Origin of the sequence: Bacillus sp. FSL W8-0770 (assembly GCF_038008705.1) — a bacterium.
Lineage (GTDB): Bacteria > Bacillota > Bacilli > Bacillales > Bacillaceae_G > Bacillus_A > Bacillus_A cereus.
The window spans coordinates 453,621-476,831 of the sequence record NZ_JBBOZR010000001.1 but is presented as its reverse complement, the minus strand read 5'-3'; the positions used below and the strand labels follow the sequence as shown (position 1 = coordinate 476,831).

Genomic DNA, 23,211 nt, shown 5'->3' with positions numbered 1-23,211 from the left:
GTGTTAACTTCATTTAAAAGTCTTTAAAATTAACCCTTTCCTTAATTGTATTTTTTTGGTATCCTTATATACGAGTCCTATTTTGTAATATAAGAACAATACCCATTGTAGAGCTGTAATACTCTTATCTCCTAATCTGTTATAGTTTTTATAACAGAACAAAAAAGTGTACACATGTTGTACACTTTTTTTGTTACTTCTATAAAACATCTCTTTTTCTATTGCCATCATAGAATCCGCCACGATTGTCTGTTAATGAAATTATTTGCTCTAGCCCCTCTATATGATCACCTATAATTCGAAGTACAGCTGGAGGGTGACCTATTTTTGCGAAATGTTCACTGGGACGAATACGGTTCATCTTATCAACCTCAACACGATATACACATGCAATTTCAAATCCAGACAGAAGAGCCTTCACTTGTGCTACACAAGGTGACAATAAAGATTTATACCCAATTGCTTTCAAACACTTTTGGCTAAATGCATTAGGTACCGCAATAAGTGAGCCTACCCCTAAATCCTTTCTATCACAAGCTAAATTTAGTGCATACTTAAATGCAGTTACAAGATGAAGCGGTACTCTTAAATCTAAATAATGATTTAAATCATTTAATGCGACGTCCTTTCCATCTGCTATAGCTTTTGCAAAAGGATATAGCTCACTCGCTGGAATAATAAAATCGCCGTCTATAAATAACACAATTTCTCCTTTTGCAAAATACGTTCCAAGTGAGCGCCCCACATCATTTGCGAGTGCTTCTTTATATACAATTGTCGTTGCCCCTTTGTCTTTTGCAATTTTTTTCGTTTTATCTGACGAACCATTTACGACAACGATAATTTCGAAGGGTTCAATTTTGCGAAGCTCTTCTATAACGTTTCCGATTGTTTTCTCTTCATCTTGTACGGGAATAACAACAGATAGTTGCTTTCCTTTATACAAATTAGATGTGACGCCCCATCCTTGATAAAACTCTTCAAAACTTAAAGTATGATAGACACTATCCCTTTTCCTATTTCCATCATAATATCCTCCGCGCTCATCACTGCTTAATATCCGTGCCGCTACTGCTTCTATATGATCACCTATCATTCTTTTTTCAGATTGGGAAAGATTTGTTCCATATGCAGCATGTTGGAATGGACGAAATTTATTTGGCGTAATAACGTCAATGGCGCAATGACGACTAATTCTCCATTTACTTTGAAGTAGGCGTAAATGAGCCACAATAGGATTAACAAAACATTCATATCCGATGCTTTGAACGACTTCTTTCGTCAGCGCATGAGGTACATCTAATAAAGAATTAATTTTTAATTCTTCACGCTCTAACATTGCATTTAATATTTGGCGCCATACTGTAATAGAAGTAGGTTTTTGCCTTTTTAAAAATAATGCATCCAAATTATTTAAAACTACATCTGCCTGATCGTATAAAATCGGATTAAGGAATAATTTTAATTTTGAAGTTTGAATAGCAAAATCACCATCTATAAATAGTAATACATCACCTATCGCATGTTTTGCGCCGACTGCACGTCCAACATCGTTCCCTAGTAGCTCTGTATGTTTGATTACTTTACACCCTAAACGATCTGCAACATCTTCTGTTCCATCATTACAACCGTTTGCTACTACAATAATTTCTACTGGATTTAATGGTCTTACCGATTGAATAACGTCTGAAATCGTATCGACCTCATTACATGCAGGAATAATAACAGATAATGACTTAGCCATTGTTTTGTTCACGAAACCACTTAATTGTTTCCTTCAATCCGTTTTCCCACGTTACTTTCGCCTGAAATTGAACAAGCTTTTTTAATTTTGTTACATCTGGTCTTCTATTTGGAATTTCTTCAAAACCATGAGGATATACTTCTTCAAAAGGCACTTGTACAATCTTCGAAGAAGAATTCGTTAATTTTTTAATTACTTCTGCTACTTCTTTTATACTCTGTTCATTCTCAGAACCTATATTAATAATCTCACCATTTACCTTCTCATCCATTGCCCGAATTGTTGCTTCTACCGCATCACTCACATACGTAAAACAACGTGTCTGCTTTCCATCTCCATATACGAGAATGTCTTCTCCTTGCAAAGCCGCACTAATAAATCGCGGGATTACCCCTGCATACGGACCATCTTTCGCTCTTGGACCATAAATATTAAAATATCGAACAATCGTTACCGGTAAACCTTCTAATGCGTATCCTAAACATAATGTCTCTTCCAACGTTTTACAAACTGCATAACTCCAACGAATTTTAGAAGTTGCCCCGTATAATCGATCTCCCTCTTCAGAGAAAGGCGGCTTGGCCTTACCATATACTTCTGAAGTAGAAGCAAAAACTACTTTCTTCTTTCCTTTTAACGCTGCTTGTAAAATATTTCTCGTCCCATCAAAATTCGTTTCTATGAGCTCTATACTTTTTTCCATTGTTGTTTTCACACCTAAAATTGCTGCTAAATGAAACACGACATCATGCTGATCTACTAATTCATAAATAGAATTTTTATCTAAAACACTTATTGGAATAACACGGATTTTTTTCATTAACTCTTCATGGTACTTATTTTTACCTTTATAAAAGTTATCCACAACAGTGACCTCATAACCTCTTCTCATCAACTCTTCAGCTAAATGCGACCCGATAAATCCGGCCCCACCTGTAATTAAACATTTCTTACTCATTTACTCACCTTCTTTACAATCCCGCGTGTATCTATTACTCGGTCCATTCCTTTAAAAAGCTTCCAATCAATATTAGAATGATCCGTTAAAATTAAAATACAATCCGCTTTTTTAACTTTTTCTTTATCTAAAGAAACAGATTGATACACCTTATCTCCAATTTCCGCGAAAGAAATATAAGGATCATGATATTCTATCTCGTATCCTTGATTTCTTAATAATTGAATAATCGGTAACGCTGGTGATTCTCTCAAATCATTTACATCTTTTTTATACGCAATCCCTACAATTAACACCGTTGCAGGTGATTGCACCACACTTTTTACTTTCCGGACCATTTTCTCTGGCATTTCTTCATTAATTATATGTGCTGCCTCAATTAATTGACTAATTGCCCCATTCTTTTTTATTCTCCATTGAAAATATAAAGGGTCTACTGGAATACAGTGTCCCCCTATCCCTGGCCCTGGCCAATATGGAGTAAACCCAAATGGTTTTGTAGATGCCGCTTCAATGGCCTCATAAAAATCAATGCCTAAACTTTCACATAGTGTGTTTAGTTCATTTACTAAAGAAATGTTAACTAAGCGCTGAATATTTTCAAATAGCTTACACATCTCTGCTACTTTCGGAGAGCTAACAGGTACAACTTCGTCAAAAATGGTACTATATAAATCCTGTACCTTTTGTCTACACTTTTCTGTTTGTCCACTAATAACTTTTGGAATAGCTTGAACTGAATATTGACTATTTGCTGGATCAATTCTCTCAGGCGAATATCCGATATAGAAATCTTCCCCTACCTTGTTACTATTTTGAGAAATAATAGGTAGGATGACTTCTTCAAGTGTGCCTGGATATGTGGAGCTTTCAAAAATGAAGGTTTGTCCTTTTTGAAGGTTTTGTTGTATATAATGCGAAGCTGAAATGAGGGCACTTAAGTCTGGTTCTCTTTGTTCATTAATTGGAGTCGGGACAGTGACAATAACATAATCACTACTTTGAAAATCAGCAATGCCTTGATCCGGTGTGTTTACTGTTAATTTTTTTTTCGTCAATAAACTTTGTAACTCTTTAGAAGAAACATCTGGAATATAACTTTCTCCTTTTATAATTGAGTCTATTTTTCTAATATCTTTATCTAATCCAAGTACTGTATGCCCTCTTTCTGCAAAATGTACCGCTAAAGGAAGGCCAACATACCCTAACCCAATAATAGCTACTTTACTACTATTCATTTGTATTCTCTTCTTCCCTTCTCAATTGTTGAATGATATCTCTATCTCTATCTCCATCAGTAAAGCCACCACGTTCGTCCGTACGTTGTAATAAATACGTAACCGCCTCAAGTTGATCACCGAAAATACGATCAAACGCTGAAATACGCCCATTTACAAATTCGTGTTGCTCTGGACGTACTTGATTTGTTTTTATAACATCTACTAACTCTACTGTTGTAATAGAGAATCCTTCTAAAATAGCTTTCACTTGTGCTAATGGCGGAATGATAAGGGAGTTATATCCTATTTTCTCTATTACCTTCTTATGAATGGCATGTGGTACAGCAGTTAGTGAGTTATTCCATAAATCTGGTCTTTTCGCTACCAAATTCAAAAAGTATTTTCCCATACTAATTGGATCTGCTGGATGAAACATATCTAATAAGCATTGTAAATCATTTAACACCACGTCATTTCCATCTTCAACAGCATGTAAAAATGGAGTGAGTTTTTTTGCTGGAATAACAAAATCACCATCAACGAATAAACAAATATCTGCCGTAGCATGCATGGCCCCTATTGCTCGTGCTACATTATGTCCAAGCGCCTTCGTAAATTCAACTACAATAACATTCTCTAGCTTTGCCTGTTTAACAGTCTCAACATCTGCTCCATTCGCGACAACTATAATTTCATCTACACCTGCTTCTTTCACTTCTTGTATAACAGACCTTATAGTTATTTTTTCTTCTGATACCGGGATAATGGCACTATATTTCGCTTTTTTCTTTTGTAATAAAACTGGTTTATACTTTCCTACAAACGCTCTATCTCTATTGTCCTCTGAAAAACCACCGCGATTACCGTATGTTTCGATTACGTATTGTAAAGCACGCAAATGATCACCCATAATACGACTAGTCGCTTTCGGATAAGGCGAGCCAGGTGATGTGCCCGTATGGACAGGACGAACTTTATTTGTGTAAATGACATCAACTGAAGCCATATCAGAAATATCTACTCCTCTAGACATCGCCATCGCTTGAAATAATGCTGGATCTGCTAAATTCCACCACCCCAGTTTTTCAATCACTTTACGACTTATCGCATGTGGTATTGCAATTAAAGATCCTACAACAAACTCCTTCTTGTTCAAATAACGATTTAACATATATTTTCCAACCGTCGTATAATGCGGTCTCATCTTCAAATAAACGGACCATGTTAAATTATTTAAAACAATCTCATGTCCTTGCTGTATTCCTTTAATAAAATTGTATAATTCTTCACTTTTCATGACGATATCACCATCTAAAAATAAAACAATTTCACCTTTTGCTTCTCTAGCACCAATTGCCCGTCCCACATCATTACCAAGGGAATATCTATAATAAATTACACGGCAATTATGCTGTAGCGCTATTTCTTTCGTACCATCTGTCGATCCATTATCTACTATGATAATTTCATATGGTTCGAGCTTTCTTACTTCTACTAAAACTTTTGATAAAGTACTTGCTTCATTATGCACTGGAATAACAACTGACACTCTCATACTTGTATCACTCTTACCCTTCCAAGCGAACATAAGCAATAATAGGAATACGCACAACTACATCTTCTGGTGGTCCATAAGAAGGAGAAGTACGAACAATTACTGCCCCATCCGTCACAGATAAAAGAACGCCTGCAATGATTTCTACAGCTGTCACAACTTGCACTAGTTCCCCAACATGGTTACGTAATTCATCAGTAAATAACATATATAACGCTCCTTTCTTACGCTTCTTTAATTGATATAATACTTGTAAATGGTAATAAAACTTCTGTTCCTATTCCTTCTTGCAATGTTAAGAAGTCATCACCAACTGCTACAATAACGCCTGTTAACTGTCCCACTGTCACAGTAATTTCTACGTTTTTACCTAAATACTGCTCTGCAATTTCTTTAAAAGGTGATGTAGTACATTCTTTTAAAATTTTACAAATAATAGATTGAAATCTACTTGATTCAATAACTTCTTCAGTAGCTTGCTTAGAGTTTCTTTGGATAAATCTCGCGAAGTTTTGTGAAAATAAAAGTCTTTCCACAGCAGGTAATAACTTATTATCTAAAAAATATTCTAATTGCCTATTAAACACTCTCGATAATTTATGCCAATATTTTCTGAACAGACACATACACTTCTCCTCCTATTATTTTTAGATTATAAAATTTCACATCCATACATCTTAATGTATACAAAATAGATATTTTTGTGATAGGTAAGACATACATTTTCTAAAAGAAATATTTGGTTCAAGGCATAAAAAAAACTATCCAAAAGGATAGTTTCTTACACTTCAATATTCCGCAATATCGAATAAATATCGTTATTCACTTTACCAAATGATTTAATGTTATTTTGAATGTTAGATAATAAAACAACATATACACTACCATTTTTACTAAATCCGTTTAAGCAATTCCATCCTGGCATTACACCGTGATTCGAATAGCTTCCTGGGTCTACGTACCATCCAAACCCGTAATCCTTTTTTCCACCCGTAAACATTTGATCGTAACTCTCTTTTGAAATTAATTTACCAGAGAATAGTGCTTCGTTAAATAAATATAAATCATGCGCACTTGTGTATATATCACCACAACCATATAGTTGTGACATGCTCGGAATATTAGGTGTTGTCATATTATTATTTACTATTTTATAACCCGTTGATGGGAATCTTGTTTGTTCTAACGCTGTACCAAAACCAGAATGTTTCATACCAGCAATAGCAAAAATATGTTGTTTAATATATTCTTCGAGCGACTGTCCACTTACCTTCTCGGCAATGTATGCAAGTATAGAGTAGTTCGAATCAGAATACTTCCACTTCTCTCCTGGACCACCGATACGCTTTTGATTTCCTATCCGCTTTATCAGTTCTTCATGAGAAATATCTTCTTTTCCCTGCTCATATTCGGGAATCCCTGATGTATGTGTTAATAGATGTTTTAGCTGAATACTATTACCTTGAGGAAAATTTGGAATATACTTTGCAACAGTATCTTCTACTTGTAATTTATTTTGATCTTTCAACTGCATAATAGCAGTTGCTACAAACGCCTTTGAAATAGAACCAATATAAAAAGTCGTCTCTGAATTATTCGGTACTTTCTGTTCTTTATTTGCCATACCGTACCCTTTATTCAAAAGAACTTTTCCGTTCTTCACAATAACAGCTGTCCCGCTAAATCCTGCGTTTTGTAAATACTGGTCCAATTGAGCGTTTTCATTAATTTCTTGAGGTGGTCCCTCGGGAAGCTTCTCCACAGCTTGCGCTTGCTTCACTTGTTCTTCCTGCTCTTTTTGTTTTTGCTTCTGTACTTCTTGTTTCTTTTTTTCTTCTTTCTTTTTTAGCTCTTCTTGTTTCTTCATTTCTGCTGCCGCTTTTAAAGTTTCTTCTTTCTTATTATGCGCAACAATTTTTGTATACATGAAATATACAAGTGATAATAGTAAGACGAGAATGATTGTTCTTTTTATGTATACAATCGGCCGACGTACTTTCCCATTCGCATTATTTTTTTCCTGATCCATAATTGCTTTTTTCCCCTTACTCACCAATAATTTAATTCCTTTACTAAAGATTCGTTTTAGTAGATTATGGATAATCCACTCTATATCATCCCTACTTTATCACGCACTGCACATATTACCAACCTATATGTACAAAAAAGAAAAAGAAAATTTACAAAAGTAAGATTCCCGTTAAATTATTAACAAAAAAAAGAGGATATCCTCTAAAAAATTGATGTTATCAATCTTTTTGGACATCCTCTTATCTCATTATTTATACGTGTTTTTTCATATCATCGGCAACAGATTCAACATTTGTACCTACGATAACTTGGACACTTGTATTACTTAATTTCATAACACCTTTTGCACCAGCACGTTTTAATGCTGCTTCATTTACTTGACCAGCATCTTTTACTTGTAAGCGTAGACGTGTTGCACAGTTATCAATAACTGTTAAGTTTTCTTTTCCGCCTAAAGCTGCTACGTAAGTTTCACCAATTGAACCTGCAACTGGTGCCTCACCATCTTCAACTAACTCATCGTCATCTTCACGACCAGGAGTTTTTAAATCGAACTTCTTAATTAAGAAGTAGAATACTATGAAATAAATTGCTGCGTAAATTAAACCGATACCTGCTAGTAAGACTGGTTTTGTTGCAATACCGAAGTTTAAAGCGTAATCGATTGCACCGGCACTAAATGAGAAACCATCATGAATGCCAAGCGATGTTGTAATGAATAAAGAAAGACCTGTTAATACAGCATGAATACCATATAATACTGGTGATAAGAACATGAATGAGAATTCAATAGGCTCTGTAATACCAGTTAAGAATGAAGTTAATGCTAGACCAGCTAACATACCAGTAACTGCTTTACGCTTTTCTGGTTTAGCAGCTGCAATCATTGCGAAACATGCTGCTGGTAAACCGAACATCATAACTGGGAAGAAACCAGTCATAAACATACCTGCTGTTTTGTCACCTGCAAGGAAACGAGCAATATCACCATTAACAACATTACCTGCTGCATTTGTAAAGTCCCCAAATACAAACCAGAAGTATGTGTTCATTACGTGGTGTAAACCAATTGGGATTAATAAACGGTTTAATAAACCAAATAATCCTGAACCAATTGCACCTAAATTAACAATTCCATGAGCTAATGCATCAATACCATTTTGAATTGTTGGCCAAATTTGTGCAAATAGAATTCCTAATATCAGCATCACGACTGATGTAACAATTGGAACGAAACGTTTTCCAGCAAAGAAACCTAACCATTCTGGAAGTTTAATCTTATGGAATTTATTATAAAGAAGTCCTGCTATAACACCAACAATAATACCACCTAAGACTTTCATATCTACTTTAGTCGATAATTCAGCAGCCTTAGATACTTGTGTCATTGTATCCGCAAGCTTAGATGGATCTACATTTGCGCTATTACCTATTAAATCTTGGACTTTACTTAATTTACCTTGTAATTCAGCAGTTGAATACCCTTTGCTAAGTGCATCAATACTATTTTTCATAACAAGATAACCAATTGCACCTGCAAGACCTGCTGCACCACTACCATCCACTGAAAGACCGATTGCAATACCAATTGCAAAAATAAGTGCTAAGTTATCAAAAACTGCTGCGCCGGCCTGTGCCATAACAGGAATATCAAATACATCTGGTTGCCCTAAACGAAGCAATAATCCTGCTGCTGGTAGTACTGCGATCGGAAGCATTAAAGCTTTACCAATACGTTGTAAAAACTGCAACATTTTAATTCCCCCTAATCAAATTTATGAAATCGTTATCATTATAAGTACGCTTTAGAAAACGCTTTCTATTACATAACCATAATAACATATAGTTGTATAGATGTGTAGTTTTTATTTCTGAACTTTTTATGGATAAATCTCCTATTTCCAAACTGTTATATAAAAGGAAAATTCTCCTTTTTAAAATACAGAATACTCGAAACGAAAGACCTATTATAGCACATTGAACTTTCGTTTTATCATTCCACTTTTTCATGTTATTATTTATTTCCGAGCATATCGGGAAAAGTAAACTTAGTTAATTCAAAATAGGAGCGTTGGTACTATGCAGTGCATTGAAACAAACAACTTACAACAGTTGTTAGAACAAGTAAAACCATATACGAAAAAAGGAAAACTTGCTACTTATATCCCCGAACTAGGAAATGCAAATCCAGACGATTTAGGGATTGCCATTTTCCATAAAGAAACAGAATATATCCATGCAGGCAACTCACAAACACTATTTACTCTTCAAAGTATTTCCAAAGTAATTACACTTGCCCTTGCCCTTTTAGACCGTGGTGAAGAATATGTATTTTCTAAAGTTGGAATGGAACCAACGGGTGACCCATTTAATTCTATTATTAAGTTAGAAACGACAAGTCCATCCAAACCCCTTAATCCAATGATAAATGCAGGGGCCTTAGCTATTACAAGCATGCTAGCAGGAAAAGATAACGAGGAAAAAATGGAACGTATTCTTCATTTTGTACGTGAAATAACAGATAATCCTACTATTAATTATTCCTCTAAAGTTGCCGATTCAGAACTAGAGACAGCTTACCTAAACCGTTCACTTTGTTATTATATGAAACAAAACGGAATTATCGATTGTGATATTGAAGAACTTATGGATTTATATACTCGTCAATGCGCAGTTGAAGTAAACTGCATCGATTTAGCACGTATCGGCTTAATTTTTGCAATGGATGGATATGATCCATATAAGAAAAAACAAATTATCCCTAAGCATATTACAAAAATTTGCAAAACATTTATGGTCACATGTGGTATGTATAACGAATCTGGTGAATTTGCAATTCGTGTTGGTATTCCTGCAAAAAGTGGTGTAGCCGGTGGTATTTTTGGCTGCGTAAAAGGAGACATGGGAATCGGTATTTTCGGACCAGCTTTAGATGCAAACGGAAATAGTATTGCCGGTTTTAAAATTCTTGAACTTCTTTCTGCTCAAGAAGGTTGGAGCATTTTTTAATCGCGAGTTATCCTGCTATACTAGCAGGATTTTTTATTTCGCCAAAACCTCACTTTTGTCAGTTATCAATCCTCTTACAAAAACAGTGCTGAAAGTTTCTCTATATCATGCATATTTGTTCCCCCCTCCTGAATAATATAGTACAACCTAGCGCTATATGTGGAGGTGTGAAAGATGAAACTAATATTTCAAATGGGAAAACAACCTGTTCTTGAAAAAACAATCCTTCTTTTTATATTGAGTATTGTAGAAAGCTTGAAGTTAAAAGTTGTTTCACTCGACGAAGCTCACCGATACATATTCAATTTAGAAGTACTTGAATTATTAATGGATCGGAACATCGATGATCAAGTACTTGAACTTATTCATTTCGGGATGGGACTTGAAGACATTTATCATGTGCTTCCTGAAGAACTTGAGCATACGATTGAGGAATTAAAGTGGCTTTGCATTCAAGTATTAAGTGAGTACAGTATGCATGAAGAATCCGAACAATTAATTGAAGATATACGGTAAAAAAGCACCTATGTAGGTGCTTTTAATGTTTTTTTAAACTATTTTTATACGCCTCAATATTTACTGGTAGCTCTTCCTCTTCCAAAGTATGTTCATTTACATCTTTATGAATGAACGCACCTTTAGGTGGTTGATGATCATGCCCTTTTTTCTTATGATCAAATGCTTTCCCGCGTCCCATACAAATCCCCCTTTCTTAAAAGAAATCCGTATTAGTATGGAGAAAAGTACGTCGATATATGCAATCTCTTGCTGTATTTCCAAGGAAATACTCGAACCTTGTTTTCTACTCTCCTTACAACAACTGATCGATCCCAATAAGAATTAATAATAGTCCTGCGATAACTGTCGCCCATTTCCCTAAGTATTCTGCTAAAAATCGTTTTCCTACATACGCAAAACCACTAATACAAATAAAACTAAACACCCCAGAAATAGTCGCTGTAAGCCAAAGATTTAAATTTGTTACCCCTGCATCAAATCCACCTGCAATATTATTAATAGACAACGCAACTCCTAAAACAATTGCTTCTGAGAAACTAATTGTTTTAGAACCATCAAAATCTGCTTTTTCCGGATCACGTAAAATGCCCATAAGTACATTATCATCTTTAGAACCTGCAGTATTTTTTTGACCCAAGAAAGGCTGGCACAAAATAAACACACCGATTACCCCTAAAACGATTGCTCCAATCAGATTTGCTGTAAACTCTGAAATAAATAACGCAATCCAGTTTCCAAAAAATCCAGCTAGTAAAGTAAATAAAAATCCAAAGAATGCGATGATAAAATTGTTAAACCACGAAATACGAATTTTACGAATGCCATATGCAATTCCAACACCTGCATTATCTAAATTAGAAGCGATCCCGATTAAAAAAATTGAAAATAAGCCTACCGTACTCATAAATAGTCACCCCTTTTTCTCACTTTTCAATGCATATTATGAAAATGTTGAGCAACTGTGCCTGTCTGTTTCATATACTTGTAATAAATGCTCAATATTTTTTCAACACTAAAAAAGGAGTGCCTACACTATGGCTAATGAAAACCCGAATGATCGGCTTGGCAAATTAATAAAAAAACTTTTAAAAGAACGCGCCTTATCTATGCGCCAACTAGGAATACTTACAAATATTGATCCTGCAACAGTCTCAAGAATTATTAATGGTAAACAACCGCCAAAACAAAAACATCTACAAAAATTTGCAGAATGTCTTCAAGTTCCACCCCAATTGTTATTTGATGAAATGTACCCTGATTCTCCTCACATTAATAAAGAAAAAACAGATATGTACACATCTCTTGATACCATTCAGCAAACGCTGCAATCCTCTAACTTATTCGATTTCGATTACACTACAACTCGCGTAAAACAAGAACTCGAAAATTACGAACGCTATGCCCAGACAACAGAAGGCGAAAAACGTATTCATGACAGTTTCGCAAGCAAATTAGAGCAAATTGATAGTGCTGGTCCTTTTATTGAACAATTAACAGATATGTATCAACAATTTTGCAATGAAACCATTTCAAAAGAAGAACGTGCAGTTCTTGGAAGCGCATTACTGTATTTCATTTTATCGACAGATATTATTCCCGACTATCTCTTTCCAATTGGCTATTTAGATGATGCGATCGCCGTTGAATTAGCAAAAGAGAAATTACTTGAAATAAAACGAAAGACATAGCAAAATAAAGAACTATTTCAGTTGTTTATTTTCACCTCTGAAATAGTTCACTAAAAAATCGTACAAGTATACATACTCGTACGATTTTACTATACAAATCTATTTTTTCGTGTGGCACCATTCATATATAAATGCTGTTATTACTTTTGTAAATTCAATTAACTGTTCAATTTCAACTTTCTCATTTACAGAATGTGCTTCTTCTAATGTACCTGGTCCATATATAATCGCTGGAATATGAAACTCACTAAACCAACCGCCATCAGTTACCGTTGCAGACATATCTAAAATTGCATTTTTTGATAAAATAGACTCGTGTACTGAGCTAAGTTTTTTTACAGCTGCATGTTCCCTATCTACTTCTAATGAAGGGAAAATTTCACCACGATCTACAATCATTGATTCTCCGCCCCACTTAAATTGTGGCGGATTTTCACTTAACCATGGATCGGCAGCTGCTACCTTTCCAATATATTCTTCAATTTCTTTTATTATTTGTTCATGTGTTTCGTTCGGATAGAAGTGCACTGTTATCCATAACTGGCACTCATCCGCAATAAACGCCGCATGCCTTCCCCCCTCAATAACAGCTGGATTAATTGTTGTTGTTCCAGATGGATAGCCTTCATATGTTTTCATGACTGCCCAGTGACGCTCTAATTCTTGTAAGCTCTGCACAATTTTCATCATTTTTTCAATCGCACTCGCTCCAAATAAACGTCCTCCAGCATGGATCATTTGTCTGCGCGTTGCATCATGAAACGTTTGCGGACTTTTCACTGTAATCCATCCAGTAATGACACCACCTTGCCCTTGCATATGCAAATCACTCGTATCCACTACGACTGCAAAATCAGCATCGTAACCTCGCCTGCAGCATTGAAGTGTTCCTGCCTCTCCAACTTCTTCCCCTATTACTGATTGAAAGATTAAATCTCCAGGTAATTCAATACCAGCTTCTTGTAAAAGTTGAATGGCAAATAGCGCTCCAGCCAGCCCACCTTTCATATCTGCTGCGCCACGTCCAACTAACCAGCCATCTTTTATAAATGGATCAAATGGATCTGTTTCCCACGCCTCATCTGCTGACACTTCAGCTACATCCATATGCCCATTAATAATAAGACTTTTATATGAGTCACTTTTTATTCCTTTTTTTACCCCAACAACGTTCGGATCATTCGGATATACATCCCATTTATTAATACTAAAATTTCGTTTTCTTAAAAACTCTGCAACAAATTCTTGCGCTTCATTTGTATTTCTCGCTGGCGGTGCTGGTGTTTCAAAACGAATTAATGTTTTTGTAAGTTCTAACAATTCCTCTTTCCTTGAATCTATTTGTTTTAACAACTGCGAAATTTCTCGATTCATCGCTAATTCCCCTTTGCATACATAGTATGTTTCCAGCTTTATTTTCACAAAAAAAGAGACTGTTTACAATTTTACAGTCTCCTAATTGATCACTATTATAAACTCTCTACTTCCGTTGTATTTGTCTTTTCAATATGCTCTACATTACTTCCCTTATTTCTTGTAGCACGATAAAACAGTAAACAAACAATCATAAATGGAATACCACAATACAATGCCATTCTTTGTTCTGGAATAAAGGCCATGCCAACGATTACTGTTACATTTAATACTAACGCAAGCAGTGGTACGAATGGATACAGCGGTGTTTTAAATTTCAGGTCTTTCACATCCCCGCCCTGCTTTATGTATGACCTTCTAGCTAATAAGTTAGATAGAGCAATAGATGCCCAAACTAGTATCGCTCCAAATCCAGCGATAGAAAGCAGCCATAAATAAACTGTATCTTCCGCATAAATACCTGATAATAATGAGAGACAACCTACAATTGTGCTTACAATCAATGCATAAATAGGAACACCGTTTTTAGATAACTTACCAAAAATCGGACTAATCATTCCTTGATTAGACATAGACCATAGCATACGAGAAGTTGCATATAATCCTGAATTCGCAACGGATAGAACTGCTGTAATAATAACGAAATTTATAATATCGGCTGCATAAGGAATACCAATTTTATCAAATACAACTACAAATGGACTTTCTATTACTCCTGCTTGCTGCCAAGGGAATAGTCCAGCAAGAATAAAAATAGATAGTACAAAGAAAACAAGTATACGCCAAACTGTATTGTTAATTGCCTTCGGGATCGTTTTCTCTGGATTTTCACTCTCACCTGCTGCAATACCAACTAGTTCTGTTCCTTGGAAAGAAAAATTAACTGCAATCATCGTAATTAAAATGGCTGATAATCCATTCGGAAACAGTCCCCCGTAATCAGTAAAGCTAGAGAATATCGGTGCTGGTTCATTTCCTTTCATATCTAGAAAACCAAACATTGCCGCCCCGCCTAAAATAATAAATGCAATAATTGTAATTACTTTAATACTTGCAAACCAAAATTCCACTTCCGCAAAACTTCTTGAAGATAACGCATTAATAGCAAAGAGCAGTACCGCGAACACTACACACCAAATCCATGACGGTACATCAGGAAACCAACGTTTCATCAAAATACTAACTGCAATTAATTCAATACCTATCGTAGCAGACCAGTTTAACCATGACATCCATCCCACTACATAACCTGCTGCAGGGGAAATATGCTTTGTCGCATACGTTTGATAAGACCCTGCGTCAGGCATCGCAACAGCTAATTCTCCAAGACAGAGCATCGTTAAATACATTACAAATCCACCGACAAGATACGCTACAATTGCTCCTCCAGGTCCAGCCTCATGAATCGTATAACCTGACCCTAAAAAAAGTCCTGTACCAATAACTCCACCGAGTGCAATCATAAATATGTGCCTACTTTTCAATTCTCTTTTTAATCCTTGGTTTTGATCCATCATATAAATCCCCCCTTTTCACTTTGCCAACCCATTTAATGTAAGCGTTTTTAAAAGTATTCATTGTAAAAATAATGATTGAAAAGAGCAAAAATACACGTCACTTACATTAATCACTGCCTGTTACTAAAAGGTCATCCCTTACTGTTATTAATAATTTTTGATCAGCAATAGCTTGTCCTTCTACTACTTCTAATGATTCAATATAACCACTGATCCCTATCTTAATTTCTACTTTCTGTTTATCTATTGTTTCAATTAACGCTAATTTCTCCCACTCGTATACGTAAGAACTTTCCGTAACAAATAACTTCTCTACTTTTCCATAACAAGGACTATACACACCTTCTATAACTGTCTTCACTTTATAAATTCCTCCCTCTTATTAATTGACACCAAAACGTTGTATATCCTGTAAAAATTCATATTCTCCCCTCTAGAGATTTCGAATATTATTTATGCAAAATACGTACCAAGTCTCTAATTCATATATTAAATGAGAGTTTCATACAAAAAAATGTGCACAACCGCAAAATTTTTCGATCATTTAAAAAGTTTTAAACGAAAAATAGCAAAATTTTTTTGCGATTTTATAAGAATTTTAATAAAATTATAAAAAGTCAGTCTTCATAGGGTGAAATGAGGAGAAGATGTTACATGCATACAGAAGAAATTAATTTCAAACAACTTATTGAAATGAATATGCTATATGAAACTTTAATCAATGAACTCGATATCGGGATTCATATTATTAATGAGGAAAGTAAAACGATTGTCTATAACCGCAAAATGATGGAAATTGAATCAATGGAACGCTCAGATGTATTATATAAAAGTCCTTTAGAGGTATTTGCATTTGAAGAAAATAAAAATAGTACTCTTATAGAGGCATTAAAATTTGGAAAAACAAAGAAAAATATAAAACAAACGTATTTTAACAATAAAGGACAAGAAATTACAACGATTAACGATACTTTCCCTATAATAGAAAATGGAAAAATTAAAGGCGCTATTGAAATATCAAAAGAAATTAGTAACTTAAAACAAACGATAAAAATAAGTCCTTCTCGAAAACAAAGCACTAAATTTACCTTTGATCACATAATTGGTGATTCTGAAGCCATTCAATCAATCATTACAGAAGGAAAAAGAGTAATTCGTACATCTTCCTCCATACTTCTCGTAGGGGAAACAGGCACTGGTAAAGAACTATTTGCACAAAGCATCCATAATGAAAGTCAGCGTTCAACCAAACCCTTTATTTCACAAAACTGTGCCGCTATACCTGATACCTTAATGGAAAGCCTACTATTTGGCACAAATCGAGGTGCCTTTACAGGAGCAATAGATAAATCAGGCTTATTCGAAGAAGCGAACGGAGGAACTTTGTTATTAGATGAAATCAACTCATTAAGTCCAGCACTTCAAGCGAAGTTACTACGAGCTATACAAGAAAAAACAATACGAAGAATCGGAGGCACACACGAAAAAGAAATTGATGTTCGTATTATAGCAACTATCAATGAAGATCCTTTCGAAGCCATCGCACATAATCGATTAAGAGAAGACTTATATTACCGATTAAGCGTCGTTACTTTATGTCTTCCGCCTTTACGTGAAAGAAAAGAAGATATTCCAGATCTTGTTCAGCACTTTATTGAAAAATATAATACTCAATTTGGGCTCAATGTAACCGATGTAGATGTAAATGTAAGAGAATTTTTCTATGCATATGATTGGCCTGGAAACGTACGGGAGTTGGAACATATAATTGAAGGTTCCATGAACTTGATAGAAGATGAAACCATCATTACAGCGTTTCATATGCCTACTCGCTTTCGTGAACGAATAAAAACAGAATTCAATATGCAACATGCACTAACTAATCACAATACTCATGCACCTAAAACTTTAAAACACACAATAGAAAAAATGGAAAAGAACTACATTAATCAAATTCTTAAAGAGAATCATGGCAACATTTCACAAGCTGCAAAATTTTTAGGATTAAGTAGGCAAAACTTACAATATCGAATTAAAAAACTGCATTTACACATATGAAATAAACATGTCTCCAAGTGCAAAAATAACTTGGTAAAATATGTTATAATAAACATATAACATGCTAGAAAGGGGCTATATATATGAGTAATGATAAAAAATTAAAGTTATTACACTACTTATACCTTCTCCCTGCTGTTCTATGTATAATGTTATTCATTAATGGTGATATGAGTAGCTTTCCTTATGCAAAGCTATTAGGAACAATTAGTGGCTCCTTTGCAGCTATTATGCTTGCTGCTTTTTGGAATTTGAAGCTACGTATAAAAAACGAGAAATCTTCGTAATACTAAAAAAATCGAGCTACTTAGCCCGATTTTTTTATTTGCCATTAAAACTCAACATTCTCTAAATACAACCCACTTGCCTCAGCAAGACAATTAATTTGATTGCGCTGCTTTTCCTCTAAAATGTTTGGAATTGCTTCAGCGTCTAATTGTCCTAATCCAACTTCAATTAATGCCCCGACAATTTTTCTTACCATATTATGAAGGAAGCCGTTACCACTTACTCTAATTTGTACAAACCCTGCCTCTTCCATCACATCAAGTGTATATACTTCTCGAACCATAGATTTTTTCTTTGATTTCGCATTTGAAAAAGCAGTAAAGTCATGTGAACCAACTAAATGTTTCGCAGCTGCTTTCATGCTTTTCACATTTAATTTTTTATTCACATGCATGCTGTATTTACGCATAAATGGATTTGTATGCTCTTCATTCCAAATTTTATACAGATATGTTTTTGCTTTAGAATTGTAACGAGCATGGAAACGATCATGTACTTCTTCCACATTCGTAATGCTAATATCATTAGGTAAATATTGATTTAAATATTTTTTCACTTTATGTTCCACTAACTTCTCATCACTTTGAAAGTTAGCAACTTGATTCAAAGCATGTACACCAGCGTCTGTTCTACTACAACCAATAATTTCAATTTCTTTTCCGACCATTTCAGATATGACACTTTCGATTTTTCCTTGAATCGTATTATCGTTATTACCAAGACGTTGCCATCCTTTAAAACGTGCGCCGTCGTACTGAATCGTTAATTTATAATTATGCATCGTATTCTCCTTGTCTTATTGACCTAAAAATATAATCCCTCATACAGCTTTTCCATATGAGGGAACTATAACATATTGTTACTTCATTCTAAAAGGAATAAAGTAATCTATTTACTAATTACGATTCGTTCGAATCCAGGAATCTCCTAAGTATGTTCTAATTTTTAACCAACCAAATGATGTTGTAGATTCTTCAACCACAAATACCGTTTGTGGTGCAAAAGTGCCGATTGCTCTACCGAAAGGTTGATCAAATGCTGTAAACACATTTAGGACATGGTAATAAGACCCTTGTGGCGCAATCCATTTTTCTCCAACCTCAGCCTTAATTTTCTTCCAACCATTTTCTCCTTGTTGAAGTACTCTTACAGATTGGGCTGAGAATTTCACACCATGATGCATGTACTTAGGTTCATTGTATGCATAAAAATCACGATTAATATGTTCCACGTGTGGATAACGAACAATCCACTTTGGCCCTAAATACGTATTAATTAAAGACCAACCGTTTTCTTTTGTCTGCAAAATATTAACCGTTTGTGGAGCGAACCAAGCATCTGGATTTTTAGCTTCAGGGCTACTGTATGCTGCAAAATTCTGCTTCATTATTTGTGGCATTCCATTTACACTTGTCCACTTCTGCCCCAAATATGTATCAATCAAAATTTCACCTCTTAGTGTACCATCACGTGCAATAACAGTTTGAGGACTAAATACGTACTTCGCACTGTCCATATTAATCCAATCAAAAGCTTCAAAAGTTCGATTAATTTCTACTTTAGCGCCCTCTGGTGCGATAAATCCACCACTTATCTTCCACCATCCACTAGGATGTTGATTTGTAACATAAACCCTTTCTCCTGGCTGCAGTTCTTTTTTCACAGCCGAATTAAAACTACGACTTTCATATACTTTTAATGTTTTTGTTGTTTCATATGATTCCGCATGTGCAGAAGTTGCAAATAAAGAAACCATCCCCAAAACAAATAATGCCAACCATTTTTTCATAAATCTTCTCCCTTTTAGCTTATTTTCTATAGCAAATTTGCTATGTTACATCCATATTGTAATTTATTAATACAGAGTGGTCTATACAATCTGAACACTGTATATTTTTACAAATTTTTTTTGAGTGCAGCAAATAATTTCATATAATCCATACAGAAAGTATGGATATTGATTACGTAACGTGATTTAGCTACTAATATAACAAAAAATGTTGATGTAGTTAACCACATCAACATTTTTAATCCTTCTTATTTCAAATTTAATCTAACTACATTCTCAACATGCGCAGTATGCGGGAACATATCAACTGGTTGCACATACTCCACTTCATAGCTCTTCATTAATGCTTGTACATCACGTGCTAATGAAGAAGGATTACAAGACACATACACAACTTGTTTCGGCTTCACCTTTAAAATTGTTTCCAGTAATTTATCATCGCAACCTGTACGTGGTGGATCGACAACAATTACATCTGGACGCCATCCTTCTTTTACCCATTTCGGTAACCATTGTTCAGCTTTACCTGCTTCATATTTCGTATTTGTAAATCCGTGACGCTTTGCATTTTTTCTTGCATCTGCAATCGCTTCTGGAATTACATCCATACCACGTACTTCCGCTGCATCATTTGCAAGCCAAAGACCGATTGTACCAACGCCACAATACGCATCTACAATTTTCTCATCGCCTGTTAACGCAGCGGCTTTTTTTGCTTCATTATATAAAACAACGGTTTGCTCTGGATTCAACTGGAAGAACGCACGTGCTGATAATTCAAATGATAAATCACCAAGTGTTTCTTGAATTACTTCTTTTCCAGCTAATTTAAATGTTTTGTCGCCAAAAATAACAGATGTTTTACGCCAGTTTACATTTTGCATAATTGATTTAACCGCTGGCATCTGTTTTTGTACTTCTGCAATAAATTGTTCTTTATTTGGTAATTCTTCTTTTGTTGTAATAAGTGTAACTTGTACTTCACCTGTTTGAACTGCAGTACGTGTTACAATTGTGCGTACTAAACCTTTTTGTTTTTTCTCATTGTAAATAGAAACATTTAATTTTTCTAAAATACGTCTTACAACTTTTGTCGCTTCATTCGTTGCTTTATGTTGAATCATACAGTGAGCGATATCAATTAACTGATGTGAGTTTTGTTTATATAGCCCTGTAATAACCTTTTCGTCTTTACGCCCCACTTGTAATTGACTCTTATTACGATAATGCCATGGATTTTCCATGCCAAGCGTTGGACGAATTTTCTCTTCCATACTATTTTTCATGTACTTCTCAAATGCTTGTACAACGATATCACGCTTTTGATTCAATTGTTCTTTATAATCTAAATGTTGCAGCTGACAACCGCCACACTCCTCATATACTGGACACGGTGCTTTCACACGATGCGGTGAAGCTTTACGAACTTTTTTCACTTTCGCTTCAGCGAAGCCACGCTGAATTTTCGTTGTTTCTGCAACAACTTCTTCTCCTGGTAATGCCCCTGGAATGAAAACAACTTGTCTCTTAAAATAACCAACGCCTTCTCCGTTAATCCCAAGACGTTTAATTGTCACAGGAAACGTTTGACCAACTTCCAACTTACTCTCATGTTGCTTTTGTATCATTATTACACCTCTACTCTATACTTTTCCATAAATATAACGCTGCATAACTGCAGTATGGTTCACACTCTTGTTTCAATTTTTCTAAAAATGCATCATCAGGTTTATCATCTAATTGAAATATACCTTGCACTGCACGCTGAATCCCAATGTCCGCTTTCGGGAACATATTTTTCCGTCCAAGCCCAAACATTAAAAAGTTTTGCACTGTCCATGCACCAATTCCCCTAATTGGCAACAATTGTGCTGAAATGTCTTCTTCCGTCCCATTTTCTATACTCGCTAAATTTAATGTACCACTGACAATACTTCGACCTAATCCTACTATATATTCAGCCTTTCGCTGACTAAACTTCTGCTCTCTCAATTCTTCTATTGAAATATTTGCTACTATTTCCGGAGTGGGGAAAAAGAATACACCGTTCTTCTCTGTTCCATACCGTTTCACAAATTGTTCTGTTAACACAGTAGCAAATTTCAAATTTATTTGTTGGTGAATGATACAGCGAAGCAGACAAGCAAAATAATCAAATTCTAAAATAATTGGAGTATAAGCATATGTTTCAAATAGTGGACGTAATGATGTGTTTAAAAAATGATTTTGTATATCTTGAAACGGTTCATTCCAATGAAAAATGGCTCTCATTCGTTTCATGACTTTCTCTGGATCTCCTGTCTGACTAGAAATCCAAAACTGTGGATTTTGAACAGTACCAATCCCTTGTAAGCGAACAACAACCTGTTCCTCGTCGATACAAAGCGGGATATAAATAACTTTCTCATCTAATTGAATGACGTTAAGAGGATCAAAAGATAAACGTTTTAATACTTCTTCAAAATGATACGGATACTCTAACGTAACATGCTCGCTCCACATACGTTTCCCCATCCTTTTTACACATCATTATAGCATGAGAAAACCGTAAGCATACATGCTTACGGTTGATTGCCTTTTACTAAGTCATCTAGACTTTTAAAATGATACCCTTTCTCGCGCAAATCATCAATGATTTTTGCAAGTGCTTCTGCATTATCTTTTGATATTGCATGAAGTAATAAAATAGATCCTGGATGAATCATCGTCATAACATTATTATGCGCATATTGCCATCCTCTTTGCTGATCCACTTTCCAATCCAAAAATGCAAGTGACCAAAATACATTATAATAGCCCATTTCTTTCGTAAGAGCTAACGTTCTTTCACTAAATACACCGCGCGGAGGACGTACATATTTCACTTCTTTTTGCCCAGTTACTTTTTTAATTTCTTCCGTTACACTCGTTAATTCTTCACGAAGTTTCTCATCATTTACCGCTGTAAAATCAGGATGACTCCAAGAATGGTTTCCAATAATGTGTCCTTCATCCTTCATTCTTAACAATAAATCTTTTTGTGTTTTAATGTAATGCCCCGTTACAAAGAAAGTTGCTGGTACTTTTTTCTCTTTTAATACATCTAATATTTTCCCTGTGTATCCATTCTCGTATCCATTATCAAATGTTAAATAAATATCTTTTTTCTTCGTATCTCCTAAATAAAACCCGCCATTTTTTTGTAGTAAATCTGTATATAACTTTCCTGCATCTGGTACTGTTTCATTTTTAGGACGCGGGATTCCCCAGTTATGTGGAGTATTTGTATAAGCCAGTGCTGAAACTGGAACAAGTGCCATCATAATTGAAAAAATGAGACCGATATATAACCATTTATATTTCATAAATAGTCTCCTTTCCATATATAATCGTACTTGTAGTTTCTGTTGCAACGCATTCTTTCATGCTGAACATGTTTTTCTATATATACCAAAAAAATGCATCTCGAATCATTCGAGATG

At 35.0% G+C, this 23,211-nt stretch carries 24 protein-coding genes and 1 pseudogene; 5 read left to right on the top strand and 20 right to left on the bottom strand.

From position 1 onward, the window contains the following. Positions 1 to 9 precede the first annotated feature (9 nt). The 10 genes and pseudogenes from NST27_RS02485 to NST27_RS02440 form a co-directional block, all read right to left on the bottom strand. Complete coding sequence (locus tag NST27_RS02485) at positions 10 to 231, bottom strand: hypothetical protein (RefSeq protein ID WP_002094217.1); 222 nt, start codon at positions 229 to 231, stop codon at positions 10 to 12. Next, the gene (locus NST27_RS02480) at positions 200 to 1,744 is read right to left on the bottom strand and encodes a glycosyltransferase family 2 protein (protein ID WP_047385572.1); all 1,545 of its coding nucleotides are present in this window, start codon (positions 1,742 to 1,744) and stop codon (positions 200 to 202) included. The genes NST27_RS02485 and NST27_RS02480 overlap by 32 nt, the downstream gene beginning before the upstream one ends. Next, positions 1,737 to 2,702, bottom strand: a complete 966-nt coding sequence (locus NST27_RS02475) for an NAD-dependent epimerase/dehydratase family protein (protein ID WP_000037016.1) — start codon at positions 2,700 to 2,702, stop codon at positions 1,737 to 1,739. The genes NST27_RS02480 and NST27_RS02475 overlap by 8 nt, the downstream gene beginning before the upstream one ends. Next, complete coding sequence (locus NST27_RS02470; protein WP_047385561.1) at positions 2,699 to 3,940, bottom strand: nucleotide sugar dehydrogenase; 1,242 nt, start codon at positions 3,938 to 3,940, stop codon at positions 2,699 to 2,701. Before NST27_RS02470 ends, NST27_RS02475 begins: the two co-directional genes overlap by 4 nt. Then, complete coding sequence (locus NST27_RS02465) at positions 3,933 to 5,477, bottom strand: glycosyltransferase family 2 protein (RefSeq protein ID WP_047385559.1); 1,545 nt, start codon at positions 5,475 to 5,477, stop codon at positions 3,933 to 3,935. Before NST27_RS02465 ends, NST27_RS02470 begins: the two co-directional genes overlap by 8 nt. Positions 5,478 to 5,490: 13 nt before the next feature. Next, the gene (locus NST27_RS02460) at positions 5,491 to 5,685 is read right to left on the bottom strand and encodes a hypothetical protein (RefSeq protein ID WP_000899469.1); all 195 of its coding nucleotides are present in this window, start codon (positions 5,683 to 5,685) and stop codon (positions 5,491 to 5,493) included. A 16-nt stretch (positions 5,686 to 5,701) separates the two neighbouring features. Beyond that, complete coding sequence (locus NST27_RS02455) at positions 5,702 to 6,103, bottom strand: hypothetical protein (RefSeq protein WP_000335544.1); 402 nt, start codon at positions 6,101 to 6,103, stop codon at positions 5,702 to 5,704. Between the two features lie 155 nt (positions 6,104 to 6,258). Next, positions 6,259 to 7,506, bottom strand: a complete 1,248-nt coding sequence (locus tag NST27_RS02450) for a serine hydrolase domain-containing protein (protein WP_000371841.1) — start codon at positions 7,504 to 7,506, stop codon at positions 6,259 to 6,261. A 253-nt stretch (positions 7,507 to 7,759) separates the two neighbouring features. After that, entirely contained in the window at positions 7,760 to 9,262 is a 1,503-nt protein-coding gene (nagE, locus tag NST27_RS02445; protein WP_000938903.1) for an N-acetylglucosamine-specific PTS transporter subunit IIBC, read from the bottom strand. A gap of 141 nt (positions 9,263 to 9,403) precedes the next feature. Continuing rightward, a pseudogene (locus tag NST27_RS02440) lies at positions 9,404 to 9,518 on the bottom strand (transcriptional regulator). A 69-nt stretch (positions 9,519 to 9,587) separates the two neighbouring features. Here NST27_RS02440 and glsA point away from each other — a divergent pair. Continuing rightward, entirely contained in the window at positions 9,588 to 10,517 is a 930-nt protein-coding gene (gene glsA, locus NST27_RS02435; protein ID WP_001149850.1) for a glutaminase A, read from the top strand. A 174-nt stretch (positions 10,518 to 10,691) separates the two neighbouring features. Further along, complete coding sequence (locus NST27_RS02430) at positions 10,692 to 11,033, top strand: DUF3969 family protein (protein ID WP_000766604.1); 342 nt, start codon at positions 10,692 to 10,694, stop codon at positions 11,031 to 11,033. A gap of 22 nt (positions 11,034 to 11,055) precedes the next feature. On the opposite strand, the gene NST27_RS02425 is transcribed toward NST27_RS02430, so the two are convergent. Together NST27_RS02425 and ytaF are read right to left on the bottom strand one after the other, a co-directional pair. After that, complete coding sequence (locus NST27_RS02425; protein ID WP_000532409.1) at positions 11,056 to 11,214, bottom strand: hypothetical protein; 159 nt, start codon at positions 11,212 to 11,214, stop codon at positions 11,056 to 11,058. Positions 11,215 to 11,328: 114 nt separating this feature from the next. Further along, positions 11,329 to 11,940 (bottom strand): sporulation membrane protein YtaF, encoded by a 612-nt coding sequence (gene ytaF, locus NST27_RS02420; protein ID WP_044584104.1) that lies wholly within the window; start codon positions 11,938 to 11,940, stop codon positions 11,329 to 11,331. A 130-nt stretch (positions 11,941 to 12,070) separates the two neighbouring features. Here ytaF and NST27_RS02415 point away from each other — a divergent pair, with 130 nt between their 5' ends. Then, positions 12,071 to 12,724, top strand: a complete 654-nt coding sequence (locus tag NST27_RS02415) for a DUF1232 domain-containing protein (RefSeq protein ID WP_001262772.1) — start codon at positions 12,071 to 12,073, stop codon at positions 12,722 to 12,724. A 99-nt stretch (positions 12,725 to 12,823) separates the two neighbouring features. On the opposite strand, the gene NST27_RS02410 is transcribed toward NST27_RS02415, so the two are convergent. The 3 genes from NST27_RS02410 to NST27_RS02400 all read right to left on the bottom strand — a co-directional run bounded on the left by NST27_RS02410 (position 12,824) and on the right by NST27_RS02400 (position 15,976). Continuing rightward, on the bottom strand, positions 12,824 to 14,098 hold the full coding sequence (locus tag NST27_RS02410; protein ID WP_001078357.1) for an acetylornithine deacetylase: 1,275 nt from the start codon (positions 14,096 to 14,098) through the stop codon (positions 12,824 to 12,826). Positions 14,099 to 14,193: 95 nt separating this feature from the next. Next, on the bottom strand, positions 14,194 to 15,615 hold the full coding sequence (locus NST27_RS02405; RefSeq protein ID WP_000969243.1) for an amino acid permease: 1,422 nt from the start codon (positions 15,613 to 15,615) through the stop codon (positions 14,194 to 14,196). Between the two features lie 106 nt (positions 15,616 to 15,721). Beyond that, positions 15,722 to 15,976 (bottom strand): biotin/lipoyl-containing protein, encoded by a 255-nt coding sequence (locus tag NST27_RS02400; RefSeq protein WP_000859489.1) that lies wholly within the window; start codon positions 15,974 to 15,976, stop codon positions 15,722 to 15,724. Positions 15,977 to 16,269: 293 nt separating this feature from the next. Here NST27_RS02400 and NST27_RS02395 point away from each other — a divergent pair, with 293 nt between their 5' ends. Together NST27_RS02395 and NST27_RS02390 are read left to right on the top strand one after the other, a co-directional pair. Further along, positions 16,270 to 17,673, top strand: a complete 1,404-nt coding sequence (locus NST27_RS02395) for a sigma-54 interaction domain-containing protein (RefSeq protein ID WP_000556698.1) — start codon at positions 16,270 to 16,272, stop codon at positions 17,671 to 17,673. Between the two features lie 83 nt (positions 17,674 to 17,756). After that, positions 17,757 to 17,960: a hypothetical protein gene (locus NST27_RS02390; protein ID WP_000063854.1), complete on the top strand. Its 204-nt coding sequence runs from the start codon at positions 17,757 to 17,759 to the stop codon at positions 17,958 to 17,960. A gap of 44 nt (positions 17,961 to 18,004) precedes the next feature. Here NST27_RS02390 and truA read toward each other — a convergent pair whose 3' ends face one another. The 5 genes from truA to pdaA all read right to left on the bottom strand — a co-directional run bounded on the left by truA (position 18,005) and on the right by pdaA (position 23,094). Beyond that, positions 18,005 to 18,742 carry a tRNA pseudouridine(38-40) synthase TruA gene (gene truA / locus NST27_RS02385; protein WP_000553118.1) on the bottom strand — a complete coding sequence of 246 codons (738 nt, stop codon included), beginning with the start codon at positions 18,740 to 18,742 and terminating at the stop codon, positions 18,005 to 18,007. 114 nt (positions 18,743 to 18,856) lie between these two features. Then, positions 18,857 to 19,750, bottom strand: coding sequence for a hypothetical protein (locus tag NST27_RS02380; protein WP_047385557.1), 894 nt, complete (start codon positions 19,748 to 19,750; stop codon positions 18,857 to 18,859). A 248-nt stretch (positions 19,751 to 19,998) separates the two neighbouring features. Continuing rightward, entirely contained in the window at positions 19,999 to 21,378 is a 1,380-nt protein-coding gene (gene rlmD, locus NST27_RS02375) for a 23S rRNA (uracil(1939)-C(5))-methyltransferase RlmD (RefSeq protein ID WP_000615201.1), read from the bottom strand. 10 nt (positions 21,379 to 21,388) lie between these two features. Further along, positions 21,389 to 22,252: a DNA-3-methyladenine glycosylase family protein gene (locus NST27_RS02370; protein WP_000269421.1), complete on the bottom strand. Its 864-nt coding sequence runs from the start codon at positions 22,250 to 22,252 to the stop codon at positions 21,389 to 21,391. 59 nt (positions 22,253 to 22,311) lie between these two features. After that, on the bottom strand, positions 22,312 to 23,094 hold the full coding sequence (pdaA, locus tag NST27_RS02365) for a delta-lactam-biosynthetic de-N-acetylase (RefSeq protein WP_000875956.1): 783 nt from the start codon (positions 23,092 to 23,094) through the stop codon (positions 22,312 to 22,314). Positions 23,095 to 23,211 lie beyond the last annotated feature (117 nt).

Excerpts from the sequence above, each read along its gene's own strand:
- NST27_RS02485 (WP_002094217.1), bottom strand. The coding sequence starts at position 231 with ATGATGGCAATAGAAAAAGAGATGTTTTATAGAAGTAACAAAAAAAGT.
- NST27_RS02480 (WP_047385572.1), bottom strand. The coding sequence starts at position 1,744 with ATGGCTAAGTCATTATCTGTTATTATTCCTGCATGTAATGAGGTCGAT.
- NST27_RS02475 (WP_000037016.1), bottom strand. The coding sequence starts at position 2,702 with ATGAGTAAGAAATGTTTAATTACAGGTGGGGCCGGATTTATCGGGTCG.
- NST27_RS02470 (WP_047385561.1), bottom strand. The coding sequence starts at position 3,940 with ATGAATAGTAGTAAAGTAGCTATTATTGGGTTAGGGTATGTTGGCCTT.
- NST27_RS02465 (WP_047385559.1), bottom strand. The coding sequence starts at position 5,477 with ATGAGAGTGTCAGTTGTTATTCCAGTGCATAATGAAGCAAGTACTTTA.
- NST27_RS02460 (WP_000899469.1), bottom strand. The coding sequence starts at position 5,685 with ATGTTATTTACTGATGAATTACGTAACCATGTTGGGGAACTAGTGCAA.
- NST27_RS02455 (WP_000335544.1), bottom strand. The coding sequence starts at position 6,103 with ATGTGTCTGTTCAGAAAATATTGGCATAAATTATCGAGAGTGTTTAAT.
- NST27_RS02450 (WP_000371841.1), bottom strand. The coding sequence starts at position 7,506 with ATGGATCAGGAAAAAAATAATGCGAATGGGAAAGTACGTCGGCCGATT.
- nagE (WP_000938903.1), bottom strand. The coding sequence starts at position 9,262 with ATGTTGCAGTTTTTACAACGTATTGGTAAAGCTTTAATGCTTCCGATC.
- glsA (WP_001149850.1), top strand. The coding sequence starts at position 9,588 with ATGCAGTGCATTGAAACAAACAACTTACAACAGTTGTTAGAACAAGTA.
- NST27_RS02430 (WP_000766604.1), top strand. The coding sequence starts at position 10,692 with ATGAAACTAATATTTCAAATGGGAAAACAACCTGTTCTTGAAAAAACA.
- NST27_RS02425 (WP_000532409.1), bottom strand. The coding sequence starts at position 11,214 with ATGGGACGCGGGAAAGCATTTGATCATAAGAAAAAAGGGCATGATCAT.
- ytaF (WP_044584104.1), bottom strand. The coding sequence starts at position 11,940 with ATGAGTACGGTAGGCTTATTTTCAATTTTTTTAATCGGGATCGCTTCT.
- NST27_RS02415 (WP_001262772.1), top strand. The coding sequence starts at position 12,071 with ATGGCTAATGAAAACCCGAATGATCGGCTTGGCAAATTAATAAAAAAA.
- NST27_RS02410 (WP_001078357.1), bottom strand. The coding sequence starts at position 14,098 with ATGAATCGAGAAATTTCGCAGTTGTTAAAACAAATAGATTCAAGGAAA.
- NST27_RS02405 (WP_000969243.1), bottom strand. The coding sequence starts at position 15,615 with ATGATGGATCAAAACCAAGGATTAAAAAGAGAATTGAAAAGTAGGCAC.
- NST27_RS02395 (WP_000556698.1), top strand. The coding sequence starts at position 16,270 with ATGCATACAGAAGAAATTAATTTCAAACAACTTATTGAAATGAATATG.
- NST27_RS02390 (WP_000063854.1), top strand. The coding sequence starts at position 17,757 with ATGAGTAATGATAAAAAATTAAAGTTATTACACTACTTATACCTTCTC.
- truA (WP_000553118.1), bottom strand. The coding sequence starts at position 18,742 with ATGCATAATTATAAATTAACGATTCAGTACGACGGCGCACGTTTTAAA.
- NST27_RS02380 (WP_047385557.1), bottom strand. The coding sequence starts at position 19,750 with ATGAAAAAATGGTTGGCATTATTTGTTTTGGGGATGGTTTCTTTATTT.
- rlmD (WP_000615201.1), bottom strand. The coding sequence starts at position 21,378 with ATGATACAAAAGCAACATGAGAGTAAGTTGGAAGTTGGTCAAACGTTT.
- NST27_RS02370 (WP_000269421.1), bottom strand. The coding sequence starts at position 22,252 with ATGTGGAGCGAGCATGTTACGTTAGAGTATCCGTATCATTTTGAAGAA.
- pdaA (WP_000875956.1), bottom strand. The coding sequence starts at position 23,094 with ATGAAATATAAATGGTTATATATCGGTCTCATTTTTTCAATTATGATG.